This is a genomic window from Arenimonas terrae (assembly GCF_006265115.1).
Taxonomy (GTDB): domain Bacteria; phylum Pseudomonadota; class Gammaproteobacteria; order Xanthomonadales; family Xanthomonadaceae; genus Arenimonas; species Arenimonas terrae.
In genome coordinates this window covers 389,599-413,361 of sequence record NZ_SMDR01000003.1, presented here as the reverse complement: position 1 = coordinate 413,361, position 23,763 = coordinate 389,599, and the positions used below count along the sequence as shown (strand labels likewise).

General features: G+C 71.6%; 22 protein-coding genes. 8 read left to right on the top strand and 14 right to left on the bottom strand.

The features are described 5' to 3' along the window. Nucleotides 1–5 precede the first annotated feature (5 nt). Genes E1B00_RS13575 through E1B00_RS13560 form a run of 4 tightly spaced genes read right to left on the bottom strand, consistent with a single transcriptional unit; the run spans nt 6 to nt 3,625 of the window. On the bottom strand, nt 6–1,286 hold the full coding sequence (locus E1B00_RS13575) for a TRAP transporter large permease (RefSeq protein WP_139449667.1): 1,281 nt from the start codon (nt 1,284–1,286) through the stop codon (nt 6–8). Nucleotides 1,287–1,289: 3 nt separating this feature from the next. Beyond that, nucleotides 1,290–1,790, bottom strand: coding sequence for a TRAP transporter small permease (locus E1B00_RS13570; protein WP_139449665.1), 501 nt, complete (start codon nt 1,788–1,790; stop codon nt 1,290–1,292). A 9-nt stretch (nt 1,791–1,799) separates the two neighbouring features. Next, on the bottom strand, nt 1,800–2,792 hold the full coding sequence (locus E1B00_RS13565; protein WP_139449655.1) for a TRAP transporter substrate-binding protein: 993 nt from the start codon (nt 2,790–2,792) through the stop codon (nt 1,800–1,802). Then, nucleotides 2,789–3,625 carry a 2-keto-4-pentenoate hydratase gene (locus tag E1B00_RS13560; RefSeq protein WP_425456513.1) on the bottom strand — a complete coding sequence of 279 codons (837 nt, stop codon included), beginning with the start codon at nt 3,623–3,625 and terminating at the stop codon, nt 2,789–2,791. The genes E1B00_RS13565 and E1B00_RS13560 overlap by 4 nt, the downstream gene beginning before the upstream one ends. 155 nt (nt 3,626–3,780) lie before the next feature. Between E1B00_RS13560 and E1B00_RS13555 the strand changes: the two genes are divergently transcribed. After that, nucleotides 3,781–5,154, top strand: coding sequence for a pectate lyase family protein (locus E1B00_RS13555; RefSeq protein ID WP_139449651.1), 1,374 nt, complete (start codon nt 3,781–3,783; stop codon nt 5,152–5,154). A 134-nt stretch (nt 5,155–5,288) separates the two neighbouring features. On the opposite strand, the gene E1B00_RS13550 is transcribed toward E1B00_RS13555, so the two are convergent. Beyond that, on the bottom strand, nt 5,289–6,392 hold the full coding sequence (locus E1B00_RS13550; protein WP_139449649.1) for a pectinesterase family protein: 1,104 nt from the start codon (nt 6,390–6,392) through the stop codon (nt 5,289–5,291). 69 nt (nt 6,393–6,461) lie between these two features. Next, a complete protein-coding gene (locus E1B00_RS13545) occupies nt 6,462–9,296 on the bottom strand; it encodes a TonB-dependent receptor (protein WP_139449647.1) in 2,835 nt (944 codons plus the stop codon). A 240-nt stretch (nt 9,297–9,536) separates the two neighbouring features. Here E1B00_RS13545 and E1B00_RS13540 point away from each other — a divergent pair, with 240 nt between their 5' ends. Together E1B00_RS13540 and eda are read left to right on the top strand one after the other, a co-directional pair. Next, on the top strand, nt 9,537–10,556 hold the full coding sequence (locus E1B00_RS13540) for a sugar kinase (RefSeq protein ID WP_139449645.1): 1,020 nt from the start codon (nt 9,537–9,539) through the stop codon (nt 10,554–10,556). Further along, nucleotides 10,543–11,181 carry a bifunctional 4-hydroxy-2-oxoglutarate aldolase/2-dehydro-3-deoxy-phosphogluconate aldolase gene (eda, locus tag E1B00_RS13535; protein ID WP_139449643.1) on the top strand — a complete coding sequence of 213 codons (639 nt, stop codon included), beginning with the start codon at nt 10,543–10,545 and terminating at the stop codon, nt 11,179–11,181. The genes E1B00_RS13540 and eda overlap by 14 nt, the downstream gene beginning before the upstream one ends. 124 nt (nt 11,182–11,305) lie before the next feature. Here the strand turns inward: eda and E1B00_RS13530 are convergent, their stop codons facing one another. Both E1B00_RS13530 and E1B00_RS13525 read right to left on the bottom strand, forming a co-directional pair. After that, nucleotides 11,306–12,004, bottom strand: coding sequence for a 2OG-Fe(II) oxygenase (locus E1B00_RS13530; RefSeq protein WP_139449641.1), 699 nt, complete (start codon nt 12,002–12,004; stop codon nt 11,306–11,308). A gap of 87 nt (nt 12,005–12,091) precedes the next feature. Next, nucleotides 12,092–13,111 carry a class 1 fructose-bisphosphatase gene (locus E1B00_RS13525; RefSeq protein WP_139449639.1) on the bottom strand — a complete coding sequence of 340 codons (1,020 nt, stop codon included), beginning with the start codon at nt 13,109–13,111 and terminating at the stop codon, nt 12,092–12,094. A 185-nt stretch (nt 13,112–13,296) separates the two neighbouring features. Between E1B00_RS13525 and E1B00_RS13520 the strand changes: the two genes are divergently transcribed. Together E1B00_RS13520 and E1B00_RS13515 are read left to right on the top strand one after the other, a co-directional pair. Further along, entirely contained in the window at nt 13,297–14,556 is a 1,260-nt protein-coding gene (locus E1B00_RS13520) for an MgtC/SapB family protein (RefSeq protein ID WP_139449638.1), read from the top strand. Nucleotides 14,557–14,572: 16 nt separating this feature from the next. Continuing rightward, on the top strand, nt 14,573–15,157 hold the full coding sequence (locus E1B00_RS13515; protein ID WP_139449636.1) for a hypothetical protein: 585 nt from the start codon (nt 14,573–14,575) through the stop codon (nt 15,155–15,157). A gap of 16 nt (nt 15,158–15,173) precedes the next feature. On the opposite strand, the gene E1B00_RS13510 is transcribed toward E1B00_RS13515, so the two are convergent. Further along, the gene (locus E1B00_RS13510) at nt 15,174–15,830 is read right to left on the bottom strand and encodes a response regulator (protein WP_139449634.1); all 657 of its coding nucleotides are present in this window, start codon (nt 15,828–15,830) and stop codon (nt 15,174–15,176) included. Then, a complete protein-coding gene (locus tag E1B00_RS13505; RefSeq protein ID WP_176693265.1) occupies nt 15,827–16,969 on the bottom strand; it encodes a sensor histidine kinase in 1,143 nt (380 codons plus the stop codon). Before E1B00_RS13505 ends, E1B00_RS13510 begins: the two co-directional genes overlap by 4 nt. A gap of 142 nt (nt 16,970–17,111) precedes the next feature. Here E1B00_RS13505 and E1B00_RS13500 point away from each other — a divergent pair, with 142 nt between their 5' ends. Next, complete coding sequence (locus tag E1B00_RS13500; protein WP_139449631.1) at nt 17,112–17,822, top strand: DUF2306 domain-containing protein; 711 nt, start codon at nt 17,112–17,114, stop codon at nt 17,820–17,822. On the opposite strand, the gene phhA is transcribed toward E1B00_RS13500, so the two are convergent. Further along, nucleotides 17,819–18,706, bottom strand: a complete 888-nt coding sequence (gene phhA, locus E1B00_RS13495; protein WP_139449629.1) for a phenylalanine 4-monooxygenase — start codon at nt 18,704–18,706, stop codon at nt 17,819–17,821. The genes E1B00_RS13500 and phhA overlap by 4 nt on opposite strands. Nucleotides 18,707–18,826: 120 nt before the next feature. Here phhA and E1B00_RS13490 point away from each other — a divergent pair, with 120 nt between their 5' ends. Further along, complete coding sequence (locus E1B00_RS13490; RefSeq protein WP_139449628.1) at nt 18,827–19,309, top strand: Lrp/AsnC family transcriptional regulator; 483 nt, start codon at nt 18,827–18,829, stop codon at nt 19,307–19,309. Here the strand turns inward: E1B00_RS13490 and E1B00_RS13485 are convergent. Further along, nucleotides 19,306–20,976 carry a M28 family metallopeptidase gene (locus tag E1B00_RS13485; protein ID WP_139449626.1) on the bottom strand — a complete coding sequence of 557 codons (1,671 nt, stop codon included), beginning with the start codon at nt 20,974–20,976 and terminating at the stop codon, nt 19,306–19,308. The two genes, E1B00_RS13490 and E1B00_RS13485, sit on opposite strands and share 4 nt — an antisense overlap. A gap of 88 nt (nt 20,977–21,064) precedes the next feature. Here E1B00_RS13485 and E1B00_RS13480 point away from each other — a divergent pair, with 88 nt between their 5' ends. Beyond that, nucleotides 21,065–21,700 (top strand): DUF2238 domain-containing protein, encoded by a 636-nt coding sequence (locus E1B00_RS13480; protein WP_139449624.1) that lies wholly within the window; start codon nt 21,065–21,067, stop codon nt 21,698–21,700. Here the strand turns inward: E1B00_RS13480 and E1B00_RS13475 are convergent. Then, the gene (locus E1B00_RS13475) at nt 21,697–22,908 is read right to left on the bottom strand and encodes a GGDEF domain-containing protein (RefSeq protein ID WP_139449623.1); all 1,212 of its coding nucleotides are present in this window, start codon (nt 22,906–22,908) and stop codon (nt 21,697–21,699) included. The two genes, E1B00_RS13480 and E1B00_RS13475, sit on opposite strands and share 4 nt — an antisense overlap. A gap of 85 nt (nt 22,909–22,993) precedes the next feature. Then, nucleotides 22,994–23,755: a rhomboid family intramembrane serine protease gene (locus tag E1B00_RS13470; protein ID WP_139449621.1), complete on the bottom strand. Its 762-nt coding sequence runs from the start codon at nt 23,753–23,755 to the stop codon at nt 22,994–22,996. Nucleotides 23,756–23,763 lie beyond the last annotated feature (8 nt).

Genomic DNA, 23,763 nt, shown 5'->3' with positions numbered 1-23,763 from the left:
CCGGTTCACTTCAACAGGCCCGGCAGGCCCAGGCTCAGGCCCGGCACGAAGGCCACCAGCAGCAGCACCACCAGCGCCGCCAGCCAGAACGGCCAGATCGTGCGCAGGCTCTGGCCGATGCTGATGCCGCCGATCGCCGTGCCCACGAACAGCACCGAACCCACCGGCGGCGTCACCAGGCCGATGCCGCCGGTGAGGATCAGCACCACGCCGAAATGGATCGGGTCGATGCCGTAGGCCCTGGCCACCGGCAGGAAGATCGGCGTGCAGATCAGGATCATCGGCGCCAGGTCCATGAAGGTGCCCAGCAGGAGCAGCAGCAGGATGATCACCAGCAGCACGGTGGTCGGCCGGTCGGCCACCGACTGCAGCGCGTCCACCGCCGCCGCCGGCACCTGCAGGTAGGCCAGCAGCCAGCCGAACACCGCCGCCGCCGCGATCACGAACAGGATGGCGCCGGTGGTGCGCGCCGCGCCCATCACGGTCTCGAGAAAATCGCGCCAGCGCAGCTTGCGGTAGACCAGGGTGGTGACCCCCAGCGCGTACACCACCGCCACCGCCGCGCTTTCCACCGCGGTGAACACGCCGGCGCGGATGCCGACGAAGATCAGGGTCACCAGGCCCAGGCCCGGCAGCGCGGCGACGAAACGCAGCGCCAGCGCCGGCCAGCCCGGGAAGGCTTCGGTACCGTAGCCGCGCCGCCGCGCCACCGCGTAGCCGGTGACCATCAGCGCCAGCGTCATCAGCAGCGCCGGCACGATGCCCGCGGCGAACAGGTCGGTGATCGACAGCCCGCCGCCGGCCGCCGCCGAAAACAGGATCAGGTTGTGCGACGGCGGCACCAGCAGCGCCACCAGCGCGGCGGTGATGCTGACGTTGACGGCGTAGTCGCGGTCGTACCCGCGCTTGATCATCTGCGGGATCATCGCGCCGCCCACCGCCGACACGTCGGCGATGGCCGAACCCGACACGCCGCCGAAAAACAGCGAGGACAGGATGCTGACCTGGCCCAGGCCGCCGCGCAGCCGGCCGACCAGGGCCGCGGCGAGGCCGATCAGGCGTTCGGAGATGCCGCCGCGCATCATGATCTCGCCGGCGAAGATGAAGAGCGGGATCGCGATCAGCGAGGCCGAGCCGGTGCCGGCCGCGGTCTGCTGCACCAGCACGATCGCCGGCAGGTCGAGCCAGAACAGCGCCGCCAGCGCCGACGCGGCCAGCGCGAAGGCGACCGGCACGCCGATCAGCAGCAGCAGGGCGAACACGCCGAACAGGATGGCGACGGCCATGGTTCAGTGCTCCCCGCCCGGACGCAATGCGCGATGCAGGCGCGACAGCGCGAACACCACCATCAGCGCGCCGCCCGCGCACAGCGGCAGGTAGGCGCTGCTCTGCGGCAGCGGCGCGCCGGCCATGCGCACGCCCAGGCCATCGACCCAGAGCACGCCGGCGCCGACCGCCAGGCAGGCGCCGATGCCCGCGACCACCGTTTCGCCCAGCACCGCCATCGCGCGCTTCGCGCGCGGCCCGGCGGCATCCGCCAGCAGCGAGAAGGCGAAATGGCGGCCGGTGCGCACGCCGGCGGCGGCGGACAGGCTCATCGCGGTGCTCAGCAGCAGCAGGGTCACCGGCTCGGTCCAGCTCGGCGAATCGTTGATCACGTAGCGCGCGAACACCTGCCAGCCCTGCACCATCACCAGCGCGACCAGGGCCAGGGCGGCCACGGCGGTCGCGGCCCGGGCCAGGTGGTCGAGCGGACCCGGAGGAGCGGTGGCGGGGAGTGACTCGGACATCGTTCGGTCTCAGGCCAGGTCGCGGATGCGACGGTGCAGGGAAGCGAGCTCGGGCGACGCGAGGTAGTCGCGCAGCAGCGGTTCGGCGGCGGCTCGGAAGGCGGCGGTGTCGACGGTGTTGAAGGCGACGCCGTGCGCCTGCGCGGCGTCGCGCGCCGCCTGTTCGGAGGTGTCCCAGGCCTGGCGCATCACGGCCACCGAGCGCCGGGCGGCATCGAGAAGCCGCTCGCGGTCGTCGGCACGCAGCGATTCGAAGCTGCGCCGCGACATCAGCAGCACGTCGGGGGCGTACGAATGCTCCGACTGCGACCAGAAGCCCGCGGCCTCGAAGTGGCGGCTGGAGTGGAAGCTGCGGATGTTGTTCTCGGCACCATCGATCAGCCGCGTCTCCAGCGCCGAGAACACTTCGCCGTAGGCCAGCGGCGTCGGATTCGCGCCCAGGTCGCGCAGCAGGCGGATGAAGATGTCCGACGGCGGAACGCGCAGCTTCAGTCCGTGCAGGTCGCGCGGCACGTCCAGCGCGCGCTGCGTGTTGTAGAAGCAGCGCGCCCCGCAGTCGTAGACCGCCAGGCCGACCAGGTCGCGCTGCGCGAAGCCGGCCAGCACCGCGGCCCCGACCTCGCCGTCGATGGCGCGGCGCAGGTGCGCCACCGAATCGAAGACGTAGGGCAGGCACAGCGCCTGCGTCAGCGGGAACGGGTTGTTCAAGCCGCCGGTGTAGACGCGGGTGAGGTCGATGGCGCCGAAACGGGCCATGTCGATCGCCTCGGATTCGCGGCCGAGCTGGCCCGAGTGGTACTGGCGCAGGCGCACGCGCCCGTCGGTCTCGCGCGCCAGGGTTTCGCCCAGCCACTCGACCGCGGCGACGGTGGGGTAGCCCTTCACGTGTACGTCGGAGGCGGTGAGCAGGCGGCCGCCGTCGGTGGCGAGGCCCGGGCGGGCGAGGGCGAGGCCGGCGCAGGCGGCGCCCAGTCCGGCGAGGAAACGGCGGCGATCGGTCATGGCGTGATGCTGTCGGAAAGGGCCGGCACGGCGCGGCAGCGCAGCTCACCGGCCGCGCCGAAACTGATGCGCGCCTGCTGCCCGGCGAGGATGTCATGGATGCCGGTGGCGGCGCCGGTGGTCACCAGCATGCCGGCGCGCAGCGGCAACCCGCGGCGCGCGCAGCGGCCCAGCGCGAAGGCCAGGGCGGCGCCGAGGCCGCCCGGCACCGAGCCGGCGCCGCCCCGACCCACGCTGCGGTCGTCGATGAAGGTCTCGCAGGCCAGGCTGGATTCGGCGCGGCGGCGCCAGTCGGCGATCTCCGGGCCCAGCACCAGGCCGGCGTTGTTGCCGAAGTCCGACACCACCACGGTCGGGCCCAGCACGTTGATGGTGGCCAGCGGACTGCCGGCGGTCTCGATGCCGATGTGCAGGGCGGCGACCAGGGCCAGCGCTTCCTCGGCGGTCCACAGGGTCTTGCCGCCGGGCGCATCGGCGCCGAGCCGGAACACGTATTCGGCCTCGACCGCCGCGAAGCCGCCGACGAAGACCGGCACGTCCACATTCCCGCCCACGGCCTGGGGCCAGACCGCGCGGGAGAAGATCGGGCCGACCAGGCGGTCGTCGCCGGAGCCGTCGCGTCGGTCCGGCGCGATGTAGCCGACCTTCCAGCCGGCGATGCGGTCGGGCCAGAGCGCGATGGCCGCATCCTGGCAGGCGTAACCGGCGGCCAGGTCCTGCGGCACCGCGCCCGGGAAGCCGGGCAGGGCCTGCCCGGCCTGCCGCGCCTGCACGAAGCGGGCGGCGATGGCGGCCGGCGCGGGGTCGGTGCCCGGGGGACTGGCTGCGCTCACAGGGATCTCCTGGCCATCAAGGCCGCGTTGGCCCCGCCGGCACTAGCCAGGACAGGGCGGGGATTGGTATAGAGGAAACCGGTGTCATTTACAACATGGCCGCACGCGGACCAAGCTCGGGCCGACGATGCGGACCGGCCTCCTGGGAGGGAGACATGCCCAAGCACCACCGACCCGCCGGCCTCGACCGGCGCGCCAGCGACCGCGTCACGCTCGCCGCCTGGCTGCTCTTCGTCCTGGCGCTGGCCGGCGTGCCGCTGGCCGAATCGAGGGCTGCCGAAACCGCCCCCCTGGCCTTCCCCGGCGCCCAGGGCTGGGCCGCGCATACCCCGGGCGGGCGCGGCGGCAAGATCCTGCGCGTGACCACGCTCGCGGCCGAGGGTCCGGGTTCGTTCGCCGAAGCGGTGAACACGCCCGGCCCGCGCATCGTGGTGTTCGAGGTCGGCGGCGTCATCGACCTGGGGCGCAAGGAAGTGCGCATCACCGAACCCTTCCTCACCATCGCCGGCCAGACCGCGCCGATGCCCGGCATCACCTTCATCCGCGGCGGTTTCATCATCGCCACGCACGACGTGGTGGTGCGGCACATCCGCCTGCGGCCCGGCAGCACCGGCCTGCCGAAGCGGGCCGGGCTCGACTTCGACGCCATCACCACCGTGCGCGGCGCCCGCGACGTGATCGTCGACCACTGTTCCCTGACCTGGGCCACCGACGAGAACCTGTCGGCCTCGAGCACGCGTTTCGAGGGCGAAAACCGCGAGGACTGGCAACGCAACGCCTCGCGCCGCATCACCTTCAGCCACAACCTGCTGGCCGAGGGCCTGGCCGATTCCACCCACGCCAAGGGCGAGCACAGCAAGGGCACGCTGATCCACGACCACGTCAATGACGTGCTGATCGTCGGCAACCTGTACGCGCACAACTACGAGCGCAATCCGCTGTTCAAGGGCGGCGCGCGCGGGCAGGTGATCAACAACCTGGTCTACAACCCGGGCCAGCGCGCCGTGCACTACAACCTGATCGCCGAAGAGTGGCTGGGCCGCGAGCCCTACCAGGCCGGCCAGGTGGTGATGCGCGGCAACGTGCTGCGCGCCGGCCGCGACACCGAGCCGACCGCCTTCTTCATGGCCGGCGGCTCCGGCGACGTCGAGGTGTTCGCCGACGACAACCTGGCGGTGGACCGCCTGGGCGCACCGCTGCCGCAGCGCGGCCGCTACACCACCGCGCCGATCCGCGTCACCGACATCGCCGCGCCGGCCCTGCCCTTCGGCGTGCGCGTGCTGCCCTCGGCGCAGGTGCAGGACCACGTGGTCGCGAATGCCGGGGCGCGTCCCTGGGACCGCGACGACATCGACCGGCGCATCGTCGCCGACGTCATCGAAGGCCGCGGCGGCATCATCGACCACGAAGACGAGGTCGGCGGTTATCCGAAACACCCGGAAACCCGCCAGGCCTTCGTGCCCGCGGACTGGGACCTGGCGACGATGGAGCCGCTCAAGCCGCTGCCGCGGCGCGAGCCGCTGCGCTGAAGAAGGCGGGCTGACGGCGCGGGGCGGGCGGCACGGCATCGTCCGCTCCGGGCGGGCCGCGCCATCGCGCGACCGGCGGCCGGTCCGGATTCCGGCATCGGGCCCGAGGTTCGCCGGCCAATCCGGGATCGCCCTCATGTACCAGGCTCCCAGCCGTCCAGCACGCGCGCGGGCGCATACGCCGCAGCCTGCGCCGCATCGAGCCAGCGTCGGTTGTGCGAGCGCGCCGCGCCCGGGCCGCGGCTGTCGAACTCGAACAGGCGCGCGTCCTGCGGCTCCAGCATGACGCGCTGGCCGTCGCGCGCCGTGTAGGCCATCGGATCCCAGCCCGCCGCCGCATCGATGTGCGCGTCCATCCAGCACGAAAGATAGACGGCGCTGCCGAGCGCGCCGGGATCGCCGTACTGGCCGTCGGAAAACGTCCTGCCGGGCCGCCAGGCCCGGCCGAGCGCGACGCTGCCGTCCGGCACGCCGGCTTCGCGCGTCAGCCGGCAGCGGTCGAACACCAGGCCGCAGTCCTGCGCCGCCGGCGTGCTGGGCACGGCGATATAGCCTTGCCGCGGTTTGCTGGCGGGGCGCGCGCGCGACTGCAGCTCGCAGTCCTGGAACAGCGCCCGCCCGCTTCCGAAAACGAAGTCCACGCTGCCGGCGATCCGGCAGCGCCGGAAAACGCTGCGGCCGGCATCGACGAACAGCGTGTCCTGGTGTCCGCGCAGGTCCACGTCGGCAAGGGTGCAGCGGTCGGCGCCCTGGTCGAGCATCAGCGCCACCGCCTGCAGGCCGTTCGGGCCCATCGGCTGGAAATCCGGCGAATCGAGATTGCCCAGGTAGTCGAAGGTGTTGGCGATGCTTAGGCGGCTCGCGGAAAAATCGCGCGCACGCACGATCACGCTGGCGCAGCCCCAGGTGCCCCAGGGCTGGCCGTCGGGCCGCGCCTGTCCGGCGGCGGCGTCGAAGAAGAGCACGCTGGCGGCGCGGTCGGCGCCGACCAGATGGATGTTGGGGCGGTCGATCACCAGCTTCTCGCGCCAGCGGCCGGCGCCCACGAGCACGCGATACGGGCGCACGCCGTCGGCCGGCGCATCGGCGACGGCGGCGGCGAGCGTGCGGTGGCTGCCGCGGCCGTCGGCCAATACGGTGGCGTCGAACTCCTCGCGGGATGCGGACCGCGGCGCGGTGCGGCACGCGGCCAGCGTGGCCGCGGCGAGACCGGCGCCGAGAAACTGTCTGCGCAGCATCGGTAGGCTCCGTCGCGCGCCGCGCGGCACCGGGGCGGCATTCGCCCCGGTGCCGAGCGGCCAGCGGACTCAGAACTTGTAGCGCAGGCCGACGAAATACTGGCGGCCGGTGTGGTGGTAGACCGACGGGCGGTCGCCCACCGAATCGATCCACTGGTCGTTGTATTCGTCGGTCAGGTTCAGGCCTTCGATGCTGACTTCGAGGTGGTCGTTGATCTTCCACGACGCCGAGGCGTCGATGGTGGTGGTTTCCGCCGTGCCTTCGACGTCGTTGTTGTTGCGGCCGGGCACCGTGGTCAGGTACTCGTCGCGGTAGGCCGCCGACGCGCGCGCCGAGAAGCGCGGGCCCTCGTAGTACAGCGTGAAGTTGTAGGCGGTCTTGGACAGGCCGGTGAGGTCGGTGTTGAGCGAGGGCACGCCGGCCGCCGTCACGTACTGGATCTTGGAATCGACGTAGGTGTAGTTCGCCTGCATGCCGAAGTTGCTCCAGAAGCCCGGCAGGAAGGTGAAGGGCTGCTGGTAGCTGAGCTCGAAGCCGGTGAGCTCGCCGCCCGGGGTGTTGACCGGGATGTTGAACTGGAACTCGTCGGTGGGCAGCGCACCGGTGCCGATCAGCAGGCTGTCGGGCAGGCCGGAAGTGTTGAACGGACGGGTTTCGCGCGAGGTCTGCACGAAGGTGTCGATGTCCTTGTAGAACACGCCGATGCCCAGCAGCGACTCTTCGGCGAAGTACCACTCCAGGCCGAGGTCGGCGGTCTTGGCGCGGAACGGGTTGAGCAGCGGGTTGCCGCCGGTCACCACGCGGTTGCCGCCGCTGACGCTGACCGTCACGCCGGGGGTCAGGTTGCCCAGGCCCGGGCGCGCCATCACCTTGGCGGCGCCGAAGCGCAGCAGCAGGTCGTCGGTGAGGTCGAACACCAGGTTGAGCGAGGGCAGCGTGTCGGAGTAGTCGCGCTCGACCGTGGTCAGCACCGGCGTCCCGCTGGTCACGGCGTAGCCGGTGGACACCTGCTCGGTGCGCACGTGGCGAACGCCGACGTTGCCGGTCACCGGCACGGCGCCGAGCTCGGCGCGGAAATCGAGCTGCAGGTAGCCGCCGTTGGCCTTCTCGCCGACGTCGCGGTTGTTGCCACGCACGCTGGCCACGTCCTGCGACACGGTGAAGCTGCCGCTGTTGCTGTAGATGTCGAACACGTCGTTGAAGGCGCCGATGTCCGGGATCAGCCAGTAGCTGTCGTTGCCGGCGCCGACCGAGGTGTTGTTGAGGCCGATCAGGCGGGTCAGGTCGGCCAGCGTCGTGCCGGGCGGCAGGGCAGGCACGGCCAGTTCGTTGGCGCGGCGCCATTCGCGCGATTCGAAGGTGTAGTCCTTGGCGTTCAGGCCGCCCTTGAGCGACATGCTGTCGTGGAAGTCCCAGTCGAAGTCCACCTGGCCGGTGTCGAAGGTGTTGATCGCCTGCTGCGGGCGCAGGCGGATCTCGGAGACGCCGTTGACGAAGCTCCACTGGCCCGGGTCGGTGACGTCGAAGCCGTTGTCGATGATCGGCAGGCGGTTGTTGCCGCGGTAGTCGTAGCTGTAGCCCTGCACGTTCAGCCGGTCCATCGTGATCGTGGTCTGGATCGGGTTGTCGAACTCCGAGCTGGAGCGGCCGAGCTGGCCGGTCAGGCTGAAGCGATCGCTGAACTTGTGCCGGATGTTGCCCACCAGCTGGTAGAAGCGCGTGTTGAGCTCGTCGTAGCGCGATTCCGACCGCACGTCCACGTTGTTGAACACGCCGTAGACCAGGTTGCCGTTGGCATCCACCTCGCCGTCCACCACCACGGTCTCGGGCTTGCCGGTGGCGCCGGTGCGGCTGAAGGACAGGCCGTTGATGAAGTTCTCGGTGCGCTTGGCGTCGAACTCCGCCCAGAGCATGTCCACGCCGAAGCTGGTGCGGTCGGTCGGTGCGAACTGCAGCGAGCCGGTGATGCCGGTGCGCTCCTGCTCGTGCTCGAGCACGCCGTAGCGCGGGATGCGCGGATGGAACGTGGCGGCGTCGAGGGCAGGCGTGTACGGCGAGGCCGGGCTGAAGCCGCCGCTGCTGTTGCCTCGGTCCCAGCGCACAGTGCTGTGGCCTTCCTCGACCAGGCGGCGGTCGGTGTAGGCCAGCGACAGCAGGGCGCCGATGGTGCCGTCGGCCCAGGTGTTGCTGATCAGGAAGGACGCACGCGGGTCGGTGTCGCCGGAGAGGTCGTTGTAGCCGTACTGCGCGGCGGTGACGAAGGTGAAGCCGCCGTAGTCGAACGGGCGCGCGGTCTGCAGGTCGACCGTGGCGCCGAGCGAACCTTCCTCGACCTCGGCGGCGGCGGTCTTGCGCACCTTCAGGCTGTTGAAAAGTTCGGAGGCGAACACGTTGAAGTCGAAGCCGCGGCCGCGGTTGGCGCCGCCGGAGCTGTCGGTGCCGCCGGTGGTGGTCAGCGCCTCCATGCCGTTGATGCGCACGCGGGTGAACTGGCTGTCGAGGCCGCGCACCGAGATGTTGCGGCCCTCGCCGGCGTCGCGGGCGATCGACACGCCCGGGATGCGCTGCAGCGACTCGGCCAGGTTCAGGTCGGGGAAATCGGCGATGTCCTCGGCGACGATGGCGTCCACCACGCCCACTTCGTCCCGCTTGATGTCCAGGGCGCGCTCGAGACTGCCGCGGAAACCGGTGACATTGACGGTGTCGAGGGTGGTGGTCTCGGCCTGCGCTTCGGCCGCGGCCAGCGCGTCCGCGTCGGCCTTGGCCTTGGCCTCTTCAGCGGTCGGTGCCGGTTCCGCGGCCTGGGCGCGCGAGGGCGCAGGAACGGCATACAGGGCGACGGCGATCGCCGAACTGAGTACGGCAAGCAGCGGGCCACGCGGGCCGCGATGGGTCGACTTCATGTTGTTCCCCTCCCAGGGATCGTGGACCGACTTTGGTGCCAGTTCCAATTTGTGTGTTGACACCGGTGGCAATCGCAGACAACGATTTCCCTGACACCGGTGGTCATCCGAGCCTAGCAAAAGATTTCGCGATCTGCGACAACTGCTCCCGGACCCTGCCGCACCGGTTTTCCGGGGGCACCGGGCCTGTCCCGGGACAGGCTGCCGAGCCGCCGGGCCGATCGCCCAGAAGGAAGGAATATGCCGAGCCGCTTTGTCTGTTTCGGGGAAGTTCTGCTCCGCCTGGGGGCTCCAGGCCGGCAGATGCTGCTGCAATCGCCGCAGTTCGAGGTTTTTGTCGGCGGGGCCGAAGCCAATGTGGCCGTGTCCCTGGCCCGCTTCGGCCATGCCGCGGCCCAGGTGGGCGTGCTGCCCGACAACCCCCTGGGTGCGGCCGCCGCTGGTGAACTGCGACGGCACGGCGTCGACACCCGGGCCCTGGCCACCGGCCCCGGCCGCATGGGCCTGTATTTCCTGACCCCGGGCGCCGTGCACCGGCCCAGCGAAGTGTTCTACGACCGCGCCGGCTCCGCCTTCGCCCTGGCCGACCCCGACCGGTACGACTGGCCGGCCCTGCTGGCCGGCGTCGACTGGCTGCATCTGTCCGGGGTCACCCCGGCTCTGGGCGAACGCGCGGCCGCGGCCGCCATCGCCGCCGCGGCCACCGCGCGCCGGCTGGGCGTGAAGGTCTCCTTCGACGGCAACTACCGGCCCAAGCTCTGGGAAGCCTGGCGCGGCGATGCGCCCGGCCTGCTCAAGCAGATCCTGGCCAACACCGACCTGCTCTTCGCCGACCATCGCGACATGGCGGTCGTGCTCGGCACCGAATTCAACGAGGCCACGACCGAGGCGCGCGTCGAAGCCGCCGCCCGCGCCGCCTTCGCCGCCTTCCCGGGCCTGGGCCGGCTGGCGACCACACTGCGCACCCAGCACAGCGTCGACCACCACGCGCTCTGCGCCCGCATGGTCTCGCGCGACGGCGCGGTATGCGCCACCGGCTCGCACGAGATCGCCCCGATCGTCGACCGCATCGGCGCCGGCGACGCCTTCGCCGCCGGCGTGCTGCATGGCCTGGCCAGCGGCCTGGACGACGGCGCCGCGCTGAACTTCGGCCTGGGCGCGGCCTGCCTGAAACATTCCCTGCCCGGCGACTTCAACCTGCTCGGCGCGGACGACGTCGCGGCCTTCGTGCACCAGGGGCGCTTCGATGTCCGCCGCTGATTCCCCGCTGCGCGCCTTCCTCCGGCTCGCGCCGGTCATCCCTGTCTACACGCCGGCAGATGCCGCGGAAGCGGTGCAGGTGGGGCGCGCGCTGCAGCGTGGCGGATTGCCCGTCATCGAGGTGACGCTGCGCACGCCCGCCGCGCTGGATGCGGTCCGCGCGATAACGGCCGAAGTGCCGGACATGGTCGTCGCCGTCGGCACCGTGCTCGACGCCGCCCAGCTCGCCGCCGCGCGCCAGGCCGGCGCGCGGTTCGCGGTTTCCCCGGGCGCCACGCCGCGCCTGCTCGCCGCCGCGCGCGAAGTCGGCCTGCCGCTGCTGCCCGGCGTCGCCACCGCGTCGGAGCTGATGGCGGCGATGGAAACAGGGCTCGACACCTTCAAGTTCTTCCCGGCCGTGCCTGCCGGGGGCGTCGCGATGCTGCAGGCGCTGGCCGGCCCGTTCCCGGCGGCGCGCTTCTGCCCGACCGGCGGCATCACGCCCGCCAGCGCGCCCGACTTTCTGGCCCAGCCGAACGTGCTGTGCATCGGCGGCTCCTGGCTCACGCCCAAGGGCCTGCTCGCCGCCGCCGACTGGCCGGCCATCGGACAGCTCGCGCGCGCCACCGCCACGCTGCGGGCATGAATCCCTGCTCCGCCTGACGCCGCTTTGCGGGAAGCCCCCCTTGGCAAGGGCGCACGCCGACAGGCGCAGGGATCGGAAGGAAAGCCTCGAGGCCTGCGATTCGCGCAGTGAATCGTGGGGCCGCTCAGCCTCCGAAAATCTGTTCGGCGCGCTGGAACAGGATCCAGCTGGTGGCGATGTACTTGTCGCCGCCCTCGGGACGGTTGCCGCGGTGCGTGTGCGTGAACGCGGCGGGGGCGATCAGCAGGCTGCCGGTCCGCGGCGCGATCTTGCGGCCCTGGTACAGGAACTCGGTTTCGCCGGCGGCGAAGCCGTCGTTGAGGTAGAGCGTCCACAGCACGTGCCGGTGCAGGGTCTCGCAGCTCGGGTCGCGCGGGTAGAGCTCGCAGTGCCAGTACGGGTAGCCGCCCTGGCCGGCGGTGTAGCGCTGCAGGTTGATCGCGCCGGGGCGCATGACGGCGCGCACCAGGTTGGCCAGCGCCTCGTCGTCCATGGTGTCGAAGTCTTCGGCGGCGATGCGGCGCAGCTTTCCGTCCGCGCCGGGCACCTGCAGCATCAGCGGCGCGATCAGCGCGTAGCGGTACTTGCGCAGGTAGGCGAGCAGGCCGGCGAACACCGCGCGGTTGAGGGCGTTCTCGGCCTCGCGCCAGGCTTGGTTGCCGGTGATCTGGATGTCGCGGCTGTCCTTGAGTTCGGGCAGCACGCCGCCGCCGACGCGCCCGGGTACCGCCGCACCGCTGGCCTCGAAGGCCGCGACGATCTGCGCGCAGGTGTCGCGCGACAGCACGTCCGGATAGATCTCGATGAAGTCGGATTCGCTCATGTGGCGTCCTGGCTGGCCCCTCTCCCCGGCCCTCTCCCGCCAGGGGAGAGGTAGAAAAGCGGGTCCTGCTTGCGGAGGATCGGCGGATCAGGCCCGGTCGTGTTCGGCGTGGTAGCGCACCGCTTCGGCGACCTCGTTGCGCGAACCCAGCATCACCGGCACGCGCTGGTGCAGGCCGGTGGGCTGCACTTCGAGCATGCGCTGGCGGCCGGTGCTGGCGGCGCCGCCGGCCTGCTCGACGATGAAGCTCATGGGGTTGGCTTCGTACATCAGGCGCAGCTTGCCGCCCTTGTCGCGGCACTTGGCGTCGAGCGGGTAGAAGAACACGCCGCCGCGGGTCAGGATGCGGTGCACGTCGGCGACCATGCTGGCGACCCAGCGCATGTTGAAGTCCTTGCCGCGCGGGCCGTCCTTGCCGGCCAGCAGGTCGGCCACGTAGCGCTGCATCGGCGGCTCCCAGTGCCGCTGGTTCGACATGTTGATGGCGAACTCCTTGGTGTCGGCCGGGATCTGGATGTCGCGCGCGGTCATGATGAAGCTGCCGACCTCGCGGTCGAGCGTGAAGGCGTGGGTGCCATGGCCGACGGTGAGCACCAGCATCGTGCTGGGCCCGTAGGTGGTGTAGCCGGCGCAGACCTGGGTGGTGCCGGGCTGCAGGAAATGTTCGTCGCCCGGCGAGGTGACGCCGTCCGGGCAGCGCAGCACCGAGAAGATGGTGCCGACCGAGATGTTCACGTCGATGTTGCTGCTGCCGTCCAGCGGATCGAACAGCAGCAGGTAGTTGCCGCGCTGGAAGGCGTCGGGGATCGGCTGGCTGTGGTCCATTTCCTCGGACGCCAGACCCGCGAGATGGCCGCCCCAGGCGTTGGCCTCCAGCAGTACGTCGTTGGCGATGACGTCGAGCTTCTTCTGCGCCTCGCCCTGGATGTTGCCGGTGCCGGCGTCGCCCAGCACCCCGCCCAGCGCGCCCTTGCCCACCGACATCGAGATGGTCTTGCAGGCGCGGGCCACCACCTCGATCAGCAGCCGCAGGTCGGCGTTGATCCGGCCGGCATGCTGCTCCTCGATCAAGTAGCGGGTCAGGGAAATGGGTTTGGCGGGCTTCATGGCGGTCCGGGCGGCTGGGGCGACCCGCGCATTGTCCGGGCCCCGCCCCGCCGCGCAACCCGCAATCCGCGAAATCCGGGGTCAGAGTGCATTTATTCTCGGCGGGGCGCCGGCCGCTCGGGCCGATGGCGAAAATAAATGCACTCTGACCCCGGATTTGGAGGGCTTGGGGCACAATCCGGGCCATGGACCCGACCCTGCCCGGTTTCGAGCCTGCCCGCCTGCTGCCCCTGGCCAGCGCCCTGGGCCTGGGCCTGCTGATCGGCGTGGTGCGCGAGCGCCGCAAGCCCGAGGTGGCGGTGGTGGCCGGCGTGCGCACCCACGCCCTGGTGGCCCTGGGCGGCGCGATCGCGATGGGCCTGCACCTGGCGGTGTTCATCGCCCTGCTGCTGCTGATCGGCGGGCTGAGCGCCCTGAGCTACCGCCGCAGCCGCGACGAAGACCCGGGCCTGACCGGCGAGATCGCCCTGGTCCTCACCGCGGTGCTGGGCGGCCTGGCGGTGGAGTTCCCGGCCCTGGCGGGCGCGCTGGGCGTGGTGGTCGCGGGCCTGCTGTACGCCAAGTCGACCCTGCACAAGCTCACCCGCGAACTGATCAGCGAGAAGGAGCTGCGCGACGGCCTGCTGCTGCTCGGCTGCGCCCTGGTGGTGCTGCCCCTGCTGCCGGATGCGGCGATCGGGCCCTTCGACGTCTTCAACCCCAGCACGCTCTGGAAACTGGTGGTGCTGGTGATGGCGATCGGCGCGCTGGGCCACGTGGCGCTGCGCGCCAGCGGCAACCGCTGGGGCCTGGCGGTGGCGGGATTTTTCGCCGGCTTCGTGTCCTCGACCGCTGCGGTCGCCGGCTTCGGCCAGCGGGTGAAGGAAACGCCGGCCATGCTGCGCGCCGCCACCGGCGCGGCGATGCTGGCCAACCTGGCGTCGCTGCTGCTGTTCGTGCCGATCCTGCTCACCATCGCGCCCGAGCTGCTGGGCCTGCTGTGGCCGGAAATGCTGGCGGCCGGCGCAGTGCTGGGCGTGGGCGGCCTGGTCGGCGTGCACCGGGGCGACGACGACGGCGTGCCGATGCCGACCGCGCAGTCGCGCATGTTCAGTTTCCGGCAGGCGCTGGTGTTCGCCGCGCTGATCACCGGCGTGCTGTTCCTCTCCGCTGCGCTCGGGGCCTGGTGGGGCCCGCGCGGCTCGATCGTCGCGGCGACGCTGGCGGCACTCGCGGAACTCCATGCGGCAGTGGCGACCGTCGGCAACCTGTTCCGCGGCGGCAAGCTCGACGCCGAGCAGGCACGCTGGGCCCTGGTGGGCCTGCTGGCGGCGGCCTGGGTTTCCAAGAGCATCGTGGCCTGGACCAGCGGCGGCCGCGGCTACGGTCTGCGCGTCTGCCTGGGCCTGGGCGCGGCCACCGCGGCCGCGGCCGCCGCGCTGGTGGTGATGGGCCAGGCCCCCTGAAACAAGGAGAACCGTGATGCGCAAGCTCGTGCTCTGCAGTGTCCTTGGTCTGGCGGCCTGCACGCCGCCGGCGCCTCCCGCGGACGAAGCGGCCCAGGCCGCGGAGACCGCGGAAGTGAGCCTGGCCGCTCCGCCGGCCGAACCGCCGCCGCCCGACGCCGCGCCGCCGGAAACGCCGGAAGCGGCGCCACCGGAAACCGCTGGCCCCGCGTCGCCGCACGCGATCCTGCGCGGCCGCGTCAGCTACCCCAGCGAAGAGCTGCCGGCCATGCGCGTCTGCGCGCTGGCCACCGAAGACGTGGGCCTGGGCTACTGCGCCGACACCGCGGTGAACGCACCGCACTACGAACTGCGCGTGCCGCCCGGCACCTGGATCCTGCTGGCCTGGCCGCAGGACACCGGTACCGAGGGCGCGCCGGGCCTGCTCAGCATGGCCAGCGAATGCCTGGCCACCAGCGGCGTGAACTGCGACGACCACGACTTCTTCGAGCTCACGCTCAATGCCGGCGAGACGCGCGAAGGCCTGGACATCAACGACTGGTACTACCCGCCGGAAGCGCCGCCGCTGCCGATGGAGCCGCGCGGCGAAGTGCTGGAATGAAGCGGGGCGGCACCGCTCAGATGATGCGCAGCGTGATCGCCTTGAGCACCGCACGCGTGCGATCGCGCGTGCCCAGCTTGTCCAGGATCTCGGACACGTAATTCTTCACCGTGCCCTCGGACAGGAACACCGCGCGCGCGATCTCCTTGTTCGAATATCCGCCGGCCAGCAGGCGCAGGATCGACACCTCGCGCTCGCTGAAGGTGTCGCTGGGCGCGGCCTGGTCGCGGTAGGCGAAACGTGCGCGCACCGGGTCGGTCGGCACCGGCGCCAGCAGGGTCTCGCCGGCGGCGACGCGGGTGATCGCCTCGAACAGGTCCTCGGGCGAGGCGTCCTTGAGCAGGAATCCCTGCGCGCCGGCCTCGGCCGCGCGCAGCGGCAGCGCCTCGTCGTCGAAGGTGGTCAGCAGAACCACCGGCGTGCCGATGCCGCGTTCGCGCAGCGTGCGCACCAGGCCGAAGCCGTCGAGCCCGGGCATGCGGATGTCGGACAGGATCACGTCCACCGGCGTCGCCGCAAGCGCGTCGATCAGGGCCTGGCCGTCGCCGGCCTCGACCGCCACCTGCAGCGAAGGGAAGCCGCCCAGCAGGGCCTTCAGGCCGCTGCGCACCAGGGCCTGGTCGTCGGCCAGGGCGATGCGCAGCACGCCCGCCTCCTTCGCAGGCGCGCTCATGCCGCCACCGGCAGCCAGGCCTGCAGGTGTACGCCGCCGGTGTCGGTGCGCGACACGTCCAGGCCGCCGCCGACGCCTTCGAGGCGCTCGCGCATGCCGCGCAGGCCGTTGCCGGCGCGCAGCTCGGCGCTGCCGCTGCCGCGGCCGTCGTCGCGGATGTCCAGGCGCAGCGTGCCGGCCTCGCGCCGCAGCACCACCCACAGGTTGTTCGCCTGCGAGTGGCGCACCGCATTGGTAAGGCCTTCCTGCACCGCGCGCAGCACCGCCTCGGCCTGCGCGACTGAAGCCACGCGCGCCTGCGGCTCGATCTGCAGGTGCATGCGCGGGCGTTCGAACGGCGTGGCCAGCGCTTCCATCGCCGCCGCCAGGTCCAGGCCCTCGTCGCGGCGCATCTGCATCACCACGCCGCGGATGTCGGCCAGCAGCTCGTCGGCCAGGCGCGCACACAGCCGCACCTGCTCGTCGGCGGAGAACCGCGGGTCGCGGGCCAGCGCCGCGAGGTTGAGCTTCAATGCGGTCAGTTTGTGGCCAGCCACGTCGTGCAGCTCGCGCGACAGGCGCAGGCGTTCGGAGTCGCGCGCGGTCTCGGCCAGCAGCGAACGTGTCGCCAGCAGGTCGGCATTGGCGGCGGCGAGCTCGTCGCGCGCCTGTTCGGCGCGGAAGGCGAACCAGGCGGTCAGCGCGGCGAAGGCCTGGAAGCTCAGGTTCATCACCGTGCCGATCACCGGCGCACGGTGCTCCCAGATGTCGCGGTACACGAAGTAGATGGCGACGTTGGACGCGGCGATCACCAGCAGCGCACCGCGCGGGCGCCACAGGTGCACCACCTGGATCGCGCACAGGATCAGCAGGATCGGCAGCGTGCTGTTGCGCGCCAGCATCATCAGCGCGAAGGCCAGGCCGTACTGCAGCAGCACCATCGCGCGTTTGCCCGCGTCGGCCACCGGCACGCTGCTGACCACCATGAACAGCAGCAGAAAAGCGACCTGCATGGCCACCAGCAGCGCCACCGGCGCAGGCGCAGCCAGCACGGGCGGCGGCGTCCAGCGGGTGAAGACCAGCTCCCAGCCGATCGCGGCCCAGGCCACGTAGGCGGCGAAGTTCAGGGGCGAAAGCAGGGTTTTCAGCGGTTCCTTCATGCCGGCAGCTTGAGCCCAGCGCAGGCACCGCTCAAGGGCCCGCAGGCAGAAAGTGACTTCCGGCACCACGCGCCGATGACCGCCGGCACCTGATCGGCCGCGCACGGCGCGGAACACTGGCGGCACACCGGAGGACACCGACATGAGCGCCTATTCCATCCTTGCCCTGCTGCACGCCGGCCTCGGCACCCTGGCCCTGCTGGCCTTCTGGACCGCGGGCCTGAGCCGCAAGGGCGGCCCGCTGCATCGCGCCGCCGGCAAGCTCTATCTGCTGGCGATGAGCGCCCTGCTCGCCGTCGCCGTGCCGATGAGCGGCGTGGTGCTGGTGCAGCGCAGCCAGGTCGGCGGCGCCTTCCTGCTGTACCTGCTGGTCATCACGGTCACCGCGGTCTGGCTGAGCTGGCGCGCCATCCGCGACAGGCGCGACTGGGCGCGCTACACCGGCCCGGTCTATCGAGGGCTGATGTGGCTCAACCTGGTCAGCGCCCTGGCGATCGCCGCCATCGGGCTGCTGCTGGCGAAGAACATGCAGCTGATCATCGTCGCGTTCGCCGGCATCGGCCTGTTCTCCTTCGTGTCGATGCGGCGTTTCGCCCGCGCCCGTCCCGAGGATCCGCGCTGGTGGCTGCGCGAGCATCTGAACGCGATGCTCGGCAACGGCGTCGCCACCCACATCGCCTTCCTGAGCATCGGCCTGCCGAAGGTGCTGCCGATGCTCGCCGGCCCGACCCTGCAGAACCTTGCCTGGCTCGGCCCGCTGGTGGTCGCCTTCGTCGCGGGCAGCTACCTCACCCGCAAATTCCTGCCCAAGCGCCCGGCGCCGAAGGACGCGCGCCAGCCGGTGGCGGGCTAGACGTCGCCGCCGTCGAGCCAGCCTTCGCCGGTGCCGCGCTGGAAGATGCTGTCGCCGGGCTGGACCGAGCCGGCCGGGAAACTTTCCTGCGCGGCCAGGCGCGCGTAGATCGGCGTGAAGTCCGGCCGCGTCGCCTCCATCAGCTGCTCGTAGCTGTCGATGACGAAATAGGTCTTCTGGAAGGTATCGATGCGGTAGCGCGTGCGCATGATGCGCTCGAGGTCGAAGCCGATGCGGTTGGGCGCGGCGCTTTCCAGGCAGTGGATGGACTCGGACTTGGACGAGACGATGCCGCTGCCGTAGATGCGCAGGCCGTCGGGCTGGCGGATCAGGCCGAACTCCACCGTGTACCAGTACAGCCGCGTCAGGTTCACCAGCGCGTCCGGGCCGATGGCGTGCGCCTTCACGCCGCCGCGGCCGTAGGCCTGCATGTAGTCGGCGAACACCGGGTTCATCAGCAGCGGCACGTGGCCGAACAGGTCGTGGAAAAGGTCGGGTTCCGCGAGGTAGTCGAGCTGCTCGGGCTTGCGGATCCACCAGGTGACCGGAAAACGCCGGTTGGCCAGGTGTTCGAAGAAGGTCAGCTCCGGCAGCAGGCCCTCGACGCCGATCAGCTCCCAGCCGGTGGCCTTGCGCAGCACGGCGTTGAGCTCGTCGAACTTCGGGATGCGGTCGGGCGCCATGCCCATTGCGCGCTGCTGGTGCAGGAACTCGTCGCTGGCGCGGCCGACCAGCACCTGCTGCTGGCGCTCGAACAGCGTCGCCCAGACCTGGTGGTCGGTCGCCGTGTAGTCCGCCCAGGGCTGCTCGACCACGGTCGTGGTGTAGACCGGCACGTAGCCCTTGTCGGTGAGCTGGTGTTCGACGCGCTGGGGCTGGTTCATGGCGGGCTCCGGAGGCTGACGCCAGTCTAGCGCCGGGGCCGCGCAAGGGGCTTGCGTTGTTGCGCGTATCGGCCAGAAAGGCGCAATATTGTTGCGCACTAAAGCCCGAATGAGCCACGAATGGACGCTCCCAGCCTCGACCGCACCGACCTGGCCCTGCTCGCCATCCTCCAGCGCGAGGGCCGCATCAGCAATGCCGAACTGGCCGAGCGGGTCAGCCTGTCGGCCTCGGCCTGCCTGCGCCGGGTGCAGCGGCTCGAGCAGGCGGGCGTGCTGTCGGGTTATGCCGGCCTGATCGACCCGGCCCGCGTCGGCCTGGGCCTGCAGGCCTTCGTGCGCGTGCAGCTGGCGCGCCACGACGCCGCGGCCATCGCCGAGTTCACCGACCGCATCAACACCTGGGACGAGGTGGTGGCCTGCCACGCGCTCACCGGCGACATGGATTACCTGCTGCAGGTCGTCGTGCAGGACCTGGCGCATTTCTCCCGCTTCCTGCTCGACCACCTGCTCAACGCCAGCGGCGTGGCGGACGTGAACTCGAGCTTCGTGCTGCGCACGGTGAAGCAGGCGCGGGCGCTGCCCTTGGGGCACCTGGCCGGCTAGGGCGCGGCCTGCCCGCCGAACTTCTGCCCGAAGAAGTCGCCGTCCTTCCAGCGCGGCCGCCCGTCCGCATTCCCCACCCGCCGCCCGATGGCGGCATTGAGCCGCGCCAGCATGGCGGCGCTGGGGTAGTGGATGGGCAGGTCGGTCTGGTCGCTGGGCTGGTGGTAGTGGCCGGTGAGGAAATCCTCGTACAGGGCCAGCGCGTCGATGTCGGGATCCTTCGCCTTGATGCCGGCGTCCAGGTACACCGCCGGGATGCCCTGGCGCACGAAGGCGTACTGGTCGGAGCGCACGAACACCACTTCCTCGGGCTTGGGGTCCGGCGTCAGGCCCACGCCCAGCTGCTGCGCGGCGGCCTGCACGTCGGCCTCGAGCGTGCTGTGTTCGATGCCGATCGGCACCACGTCGCTGACGTCGGCCAAAAACACCGGCATGTCCATGTTGATGTTGGCCACCAGCGATTCCCGCGGCACGGTGGGGAAACGCGCGTAGTAGTCGGCGCCGAGCAGGCCGCGCTCCTCGGCGGTCACCGCCACGAACAGCATCGATCGGCGCGGCGCGGCCGGGTCGGCCGCCAGTTCGGCGGCTGCCTGCAGCATCACCGCGATGCCCAGCGCATTGTCGAGCGCGCCGTTGTAGATGCCGTCGCCCTCGACTTCGGCGCCCCGGCCGATGTGGTCGAGGTGGGCGCTGAAGACCACGTGTTCGCCGGCCAGGGCGGCGTCGCTGCCCGGCAGGCGGCCGACGACGTTGCGGCTGTCCACCCGCTGCAGCGTGGTGGCGCCGGCCAGCGTCACCTCGCCCGGCAGGTCGAAGGACTGCAGCGTGCCCTTCTCGCGGCGCTCGAAGATCTCGTCGGCCGGCATCGGTGCGCCGGCCAGTAGGCGGCGGGCGCCGGCCACGCTCAGGGTGGCGGTGGCCTGCAGTCCGGGCCAGCTGTCCACCGGGCGGCCGGCGGCGTCCACCAGGCGCATGCCCGGCATTTCCCAGGTGCGGGCGCCGCGCGCCCACGGGTATTTCGCCTCGTCCACCGGATTGCCCAGCGCGATGGCGCCGACCGCGCCGCGCGCTTCCAGCTGCGCCGCCTTCTCGCGGCCCGAGGCGTGGAAGGCGCGCTGGGTGTTGGAGAACGACGCCGGCGCGCCGGAGAAGTACACGGCCACCTTGCCGCGTACGTCCACGCCGGCGAAGTCGTCGCGGCCCAGCTCCGGCGCGTGCACCGCCTGGCCGACGAAGACCAGGGGCGCGGTGACCGAATGGCTGGCGGCGTTGAAGTTCAGGCCCGGCAGGAACTCCTCCTGGAACCCGAAGGCCAGGTCGCCGTCGGCGCGCCGCACCGTGAAGGACGCGGCCTCGCGCTGGCGCCGGCCCTCGAGCAGCGGCACCGCCTGGAAATAGCCGCCGTCGTCGCCGGCCGGGGCCAGGCCGATGGCGCGGTAGCGGTTGGCGACGTAGAGCGCCGCCAGGTCGTAGCCGCGGGTGCCGGCGGCGCGGCCTTCGAGCAGGTCGTCGGCGAGGAAGCGCACGTCGGCTTCGATGCGGCGGGCGCCACCGTCGTGCACGTTCGCGGCGGGTGCGGTCGCCGCCTCCGGCGTGGCCGCGGGTTCGGGCGCCCGGCCGCAGGCGGTGAGCAGGCAGAGCGCGAGCGGAGCGAAGGCGGCTTTCATCGGCGGTCCCGGGGTAAAAACTGCGCCGACGCTAACACCGCGCCCGTCGCCGTGGAATGATGCCGGCACATCCCCGCGGGAGCAGGACATGGCCGGAACCGGAACTGTGCAGTCGCCGTCGCGCGCGGAGGGCGGGCTGCTGCTGGCGATCGTGCTCGGCGCGCTCGTGTGGTCCGGCATCGCGCCGCACGACCGCCTCACCTGGCTGCTCGAGGTGGTCTGGGTGCTGCTGGGCCTGCCGCTGGTGCTGGCCCTGCGCCACCGCTTCCCGCTGACGCGGCTGCTGTGCTGGCTGCTGGCGGTCCACGCGGTGATCCTGATCTACGGTGGCGCCCACACCTACGCGCTGACGCCGCTGGGGCTGTGGGCGCAGGAATCCTTCGACTTCGCCCGCAACCACTACGACCGCCTCGGCCACTTCGCCCAGGGTTTCGTGCCGGCGATCCTGGCGCGCGAGCTGCTGCTGAGGAACACGCCGCTGCGGCCCGGCGGCTGGCTGGCCTATCTGTGCGTCGCCGCGGCGCTGTCATTCAGCGCCTTCTTCGAGATGATCGAATGGTGGGCGGCCCTGGTCTGGGGCGGCGAGGCCGACGCGTTCCTGGCGACCCAGGGCGACGTCTGGGACACGCAGTGGGACATGTTCCTGGCGATGTGCGGGGCCGTGCTGTCGTTGGCGCTGCTGTCGCGCCTGCACGGCCGCCAGCTGGGCCAGGCGCCGCGCTAGGCGCGCGGCGCCCGCTCGCCCGGCGCGTTCTCCCAGCCGCTCATCGCATCGGCCATGACCAGATCGCGGCCGGCGTTCTTGGCCGCGTACATGGCGCGGTCGGCGCGCTGCAGCAGCTGCGAGAACTTCCGGTCGGCCGGCGCCAGCACCGCCGCGCCGATCGACAGCGTCACCGTGCGCGCGTCCTCGCCCAGCCGCAGCGGCGTGCCGGAGAACGCCTGGCGGATGCGTTCGGCGGCGCTCACCGCGCTGGCGCTGTCGGTATTGGGCAGCAGCAGGATGAACTCCTCGCCGCCCAGGCGCCCGAGCACGTCCTCGGTGCGCAAGTCCTCGCGCAGACGGTGCACGGCCTGCACCAGGGCCTCGTCGCCGGCGGCGTGGCCGAGCTCGTCGTTGATGCGCTTGAAGTGGTCGATGTCCAGCACCAGCACCGCCAGCGGGGTGCCGTGCCGGCGCGCAGCCGCCATGGCCTGCGCGCCGAGTTCCTCGATCGCGCGGCGGTTGTAGCAGCCGGTCAGGTAGTCGACCCGCGCCGCCCGCTCGAGCTCGCGCTGGCTGCGCTCGGTGCACAGCAGCAGGAAGCCGACCGTCGCCACCACCGGCAGCACCGCACCCACCGCATAGGTGAGCAGCTGCACGTGGGTGAGCTGGAAGATCGTGGTCACCTGGGTCGGGTCGAACAGCAGGATCACGGCGCGGTAGGCCATGATCGCCGCCGCCACCGCGAACGCGCCGCCGGCGACGTGGCGCAGCGGGCCGCGTGCGTCGGCGCGCCGGTACAGGATCCAGGCGCAGTAGCCCAGCACCGCCGACATCACCACGGAGATCGCGATCAGGCGTTCGGTGAAGCGCGGCTGCAGCACGCCCCAGTGCAGCGAGATGGCGAGCGCGACCAGGGTCAGCCCGCCCAGCAGCACCGGCCGCGGCGGCAGCCGGTAGAAGCGCAGCAGCGAGGTCGCGTAGGCGGCGAAGGCCAGGGCGATGCAGCCATTGGCGATCACGATCGAGATCCAGGGCGACACCTGGTCGCGCAGGCTCAGCAGCACGAAACCGGCGGGCTGCAGCAGGGTCGCCAGCACCCACCAGTTCAGGCTCGACCGGTAGTCGGCCGGCAGCGCGCGCGCGACCACCAGCAGCACCGCGCCGATCAGCAGCGTCAGCAGCGCCCCGACGAGCAGGGCCGAACGAATGTCGAAGCTCCAGTCCATCGGTGGCTGCCGCCCGGTGCGGCGACCGGCAGGGTCGCGGGGCTAGGGTTTCATCGCCCCGGCGCGCGCGCAAGCGGGCCCAGGCTCATTCCTGCGGCGGCGGTGTTTCCGGGCGCGGGCGTGGCCGGAAGGGCAGGACCACACCGTTCGGATCGGCCGGCCGCTGCCAGAGCACCGGCACGGCGTCCGGCGCCGGCGGCTCGAGTTCGTCGGCGTCCGGGGACGGCTCCGGTTCGTCTTCCCAGCTGTAGCGGCGGCGCGGCGGTTCCGGATCGGCGCACCGCCAGACGAAGGCCGCGAGGATGCCGGCCAGCGCGCCGCTGAGGTGGTACTCCCAGGAGATGCCCGCTTCCCGCGGCAGCACCGTCAGCAGCATGCCGCCGTAGAAGAAGAAACCGATCAGGGCCGCGGCGATCGCCGCACGGTCGCGCCGCAGCAGGCCCAGGAACAGCAGCAGGAACAACAGGCCGTGGGTGAGGCCGCTGGCGCCGATGTGCAGCGAAGGCCGGCCGATGATCCAGGTACCCAGCCCCGACAGGATCCAGATCAGGGGCAGGGCGCGCAGGCTGGCCCGCGGGTACACCGTGCCCACCAGCGGCCCGAGGATGAGCAGGGCGCTGGCGTTGGCCAGCCAGTGCCCGGCAGAGCCGTGCAGCAGCGGGGCGGTGATCACACCGGCCAGGCCGGGCCAGGACTGCGGCACCAGGGCCAAGGCCCTGGTGTCGCCCAGCCAGGGGCCGGCAAAGAAGATCGCGCCCAGCGCCGCCACGAAGGCCATGCTGGCCAGCAGCGCGCGCCGGAAGCGGGCGCGCACGGCCTCGGCGTGGGTCAGGTTCGGATCGTCCATCCGGGGCA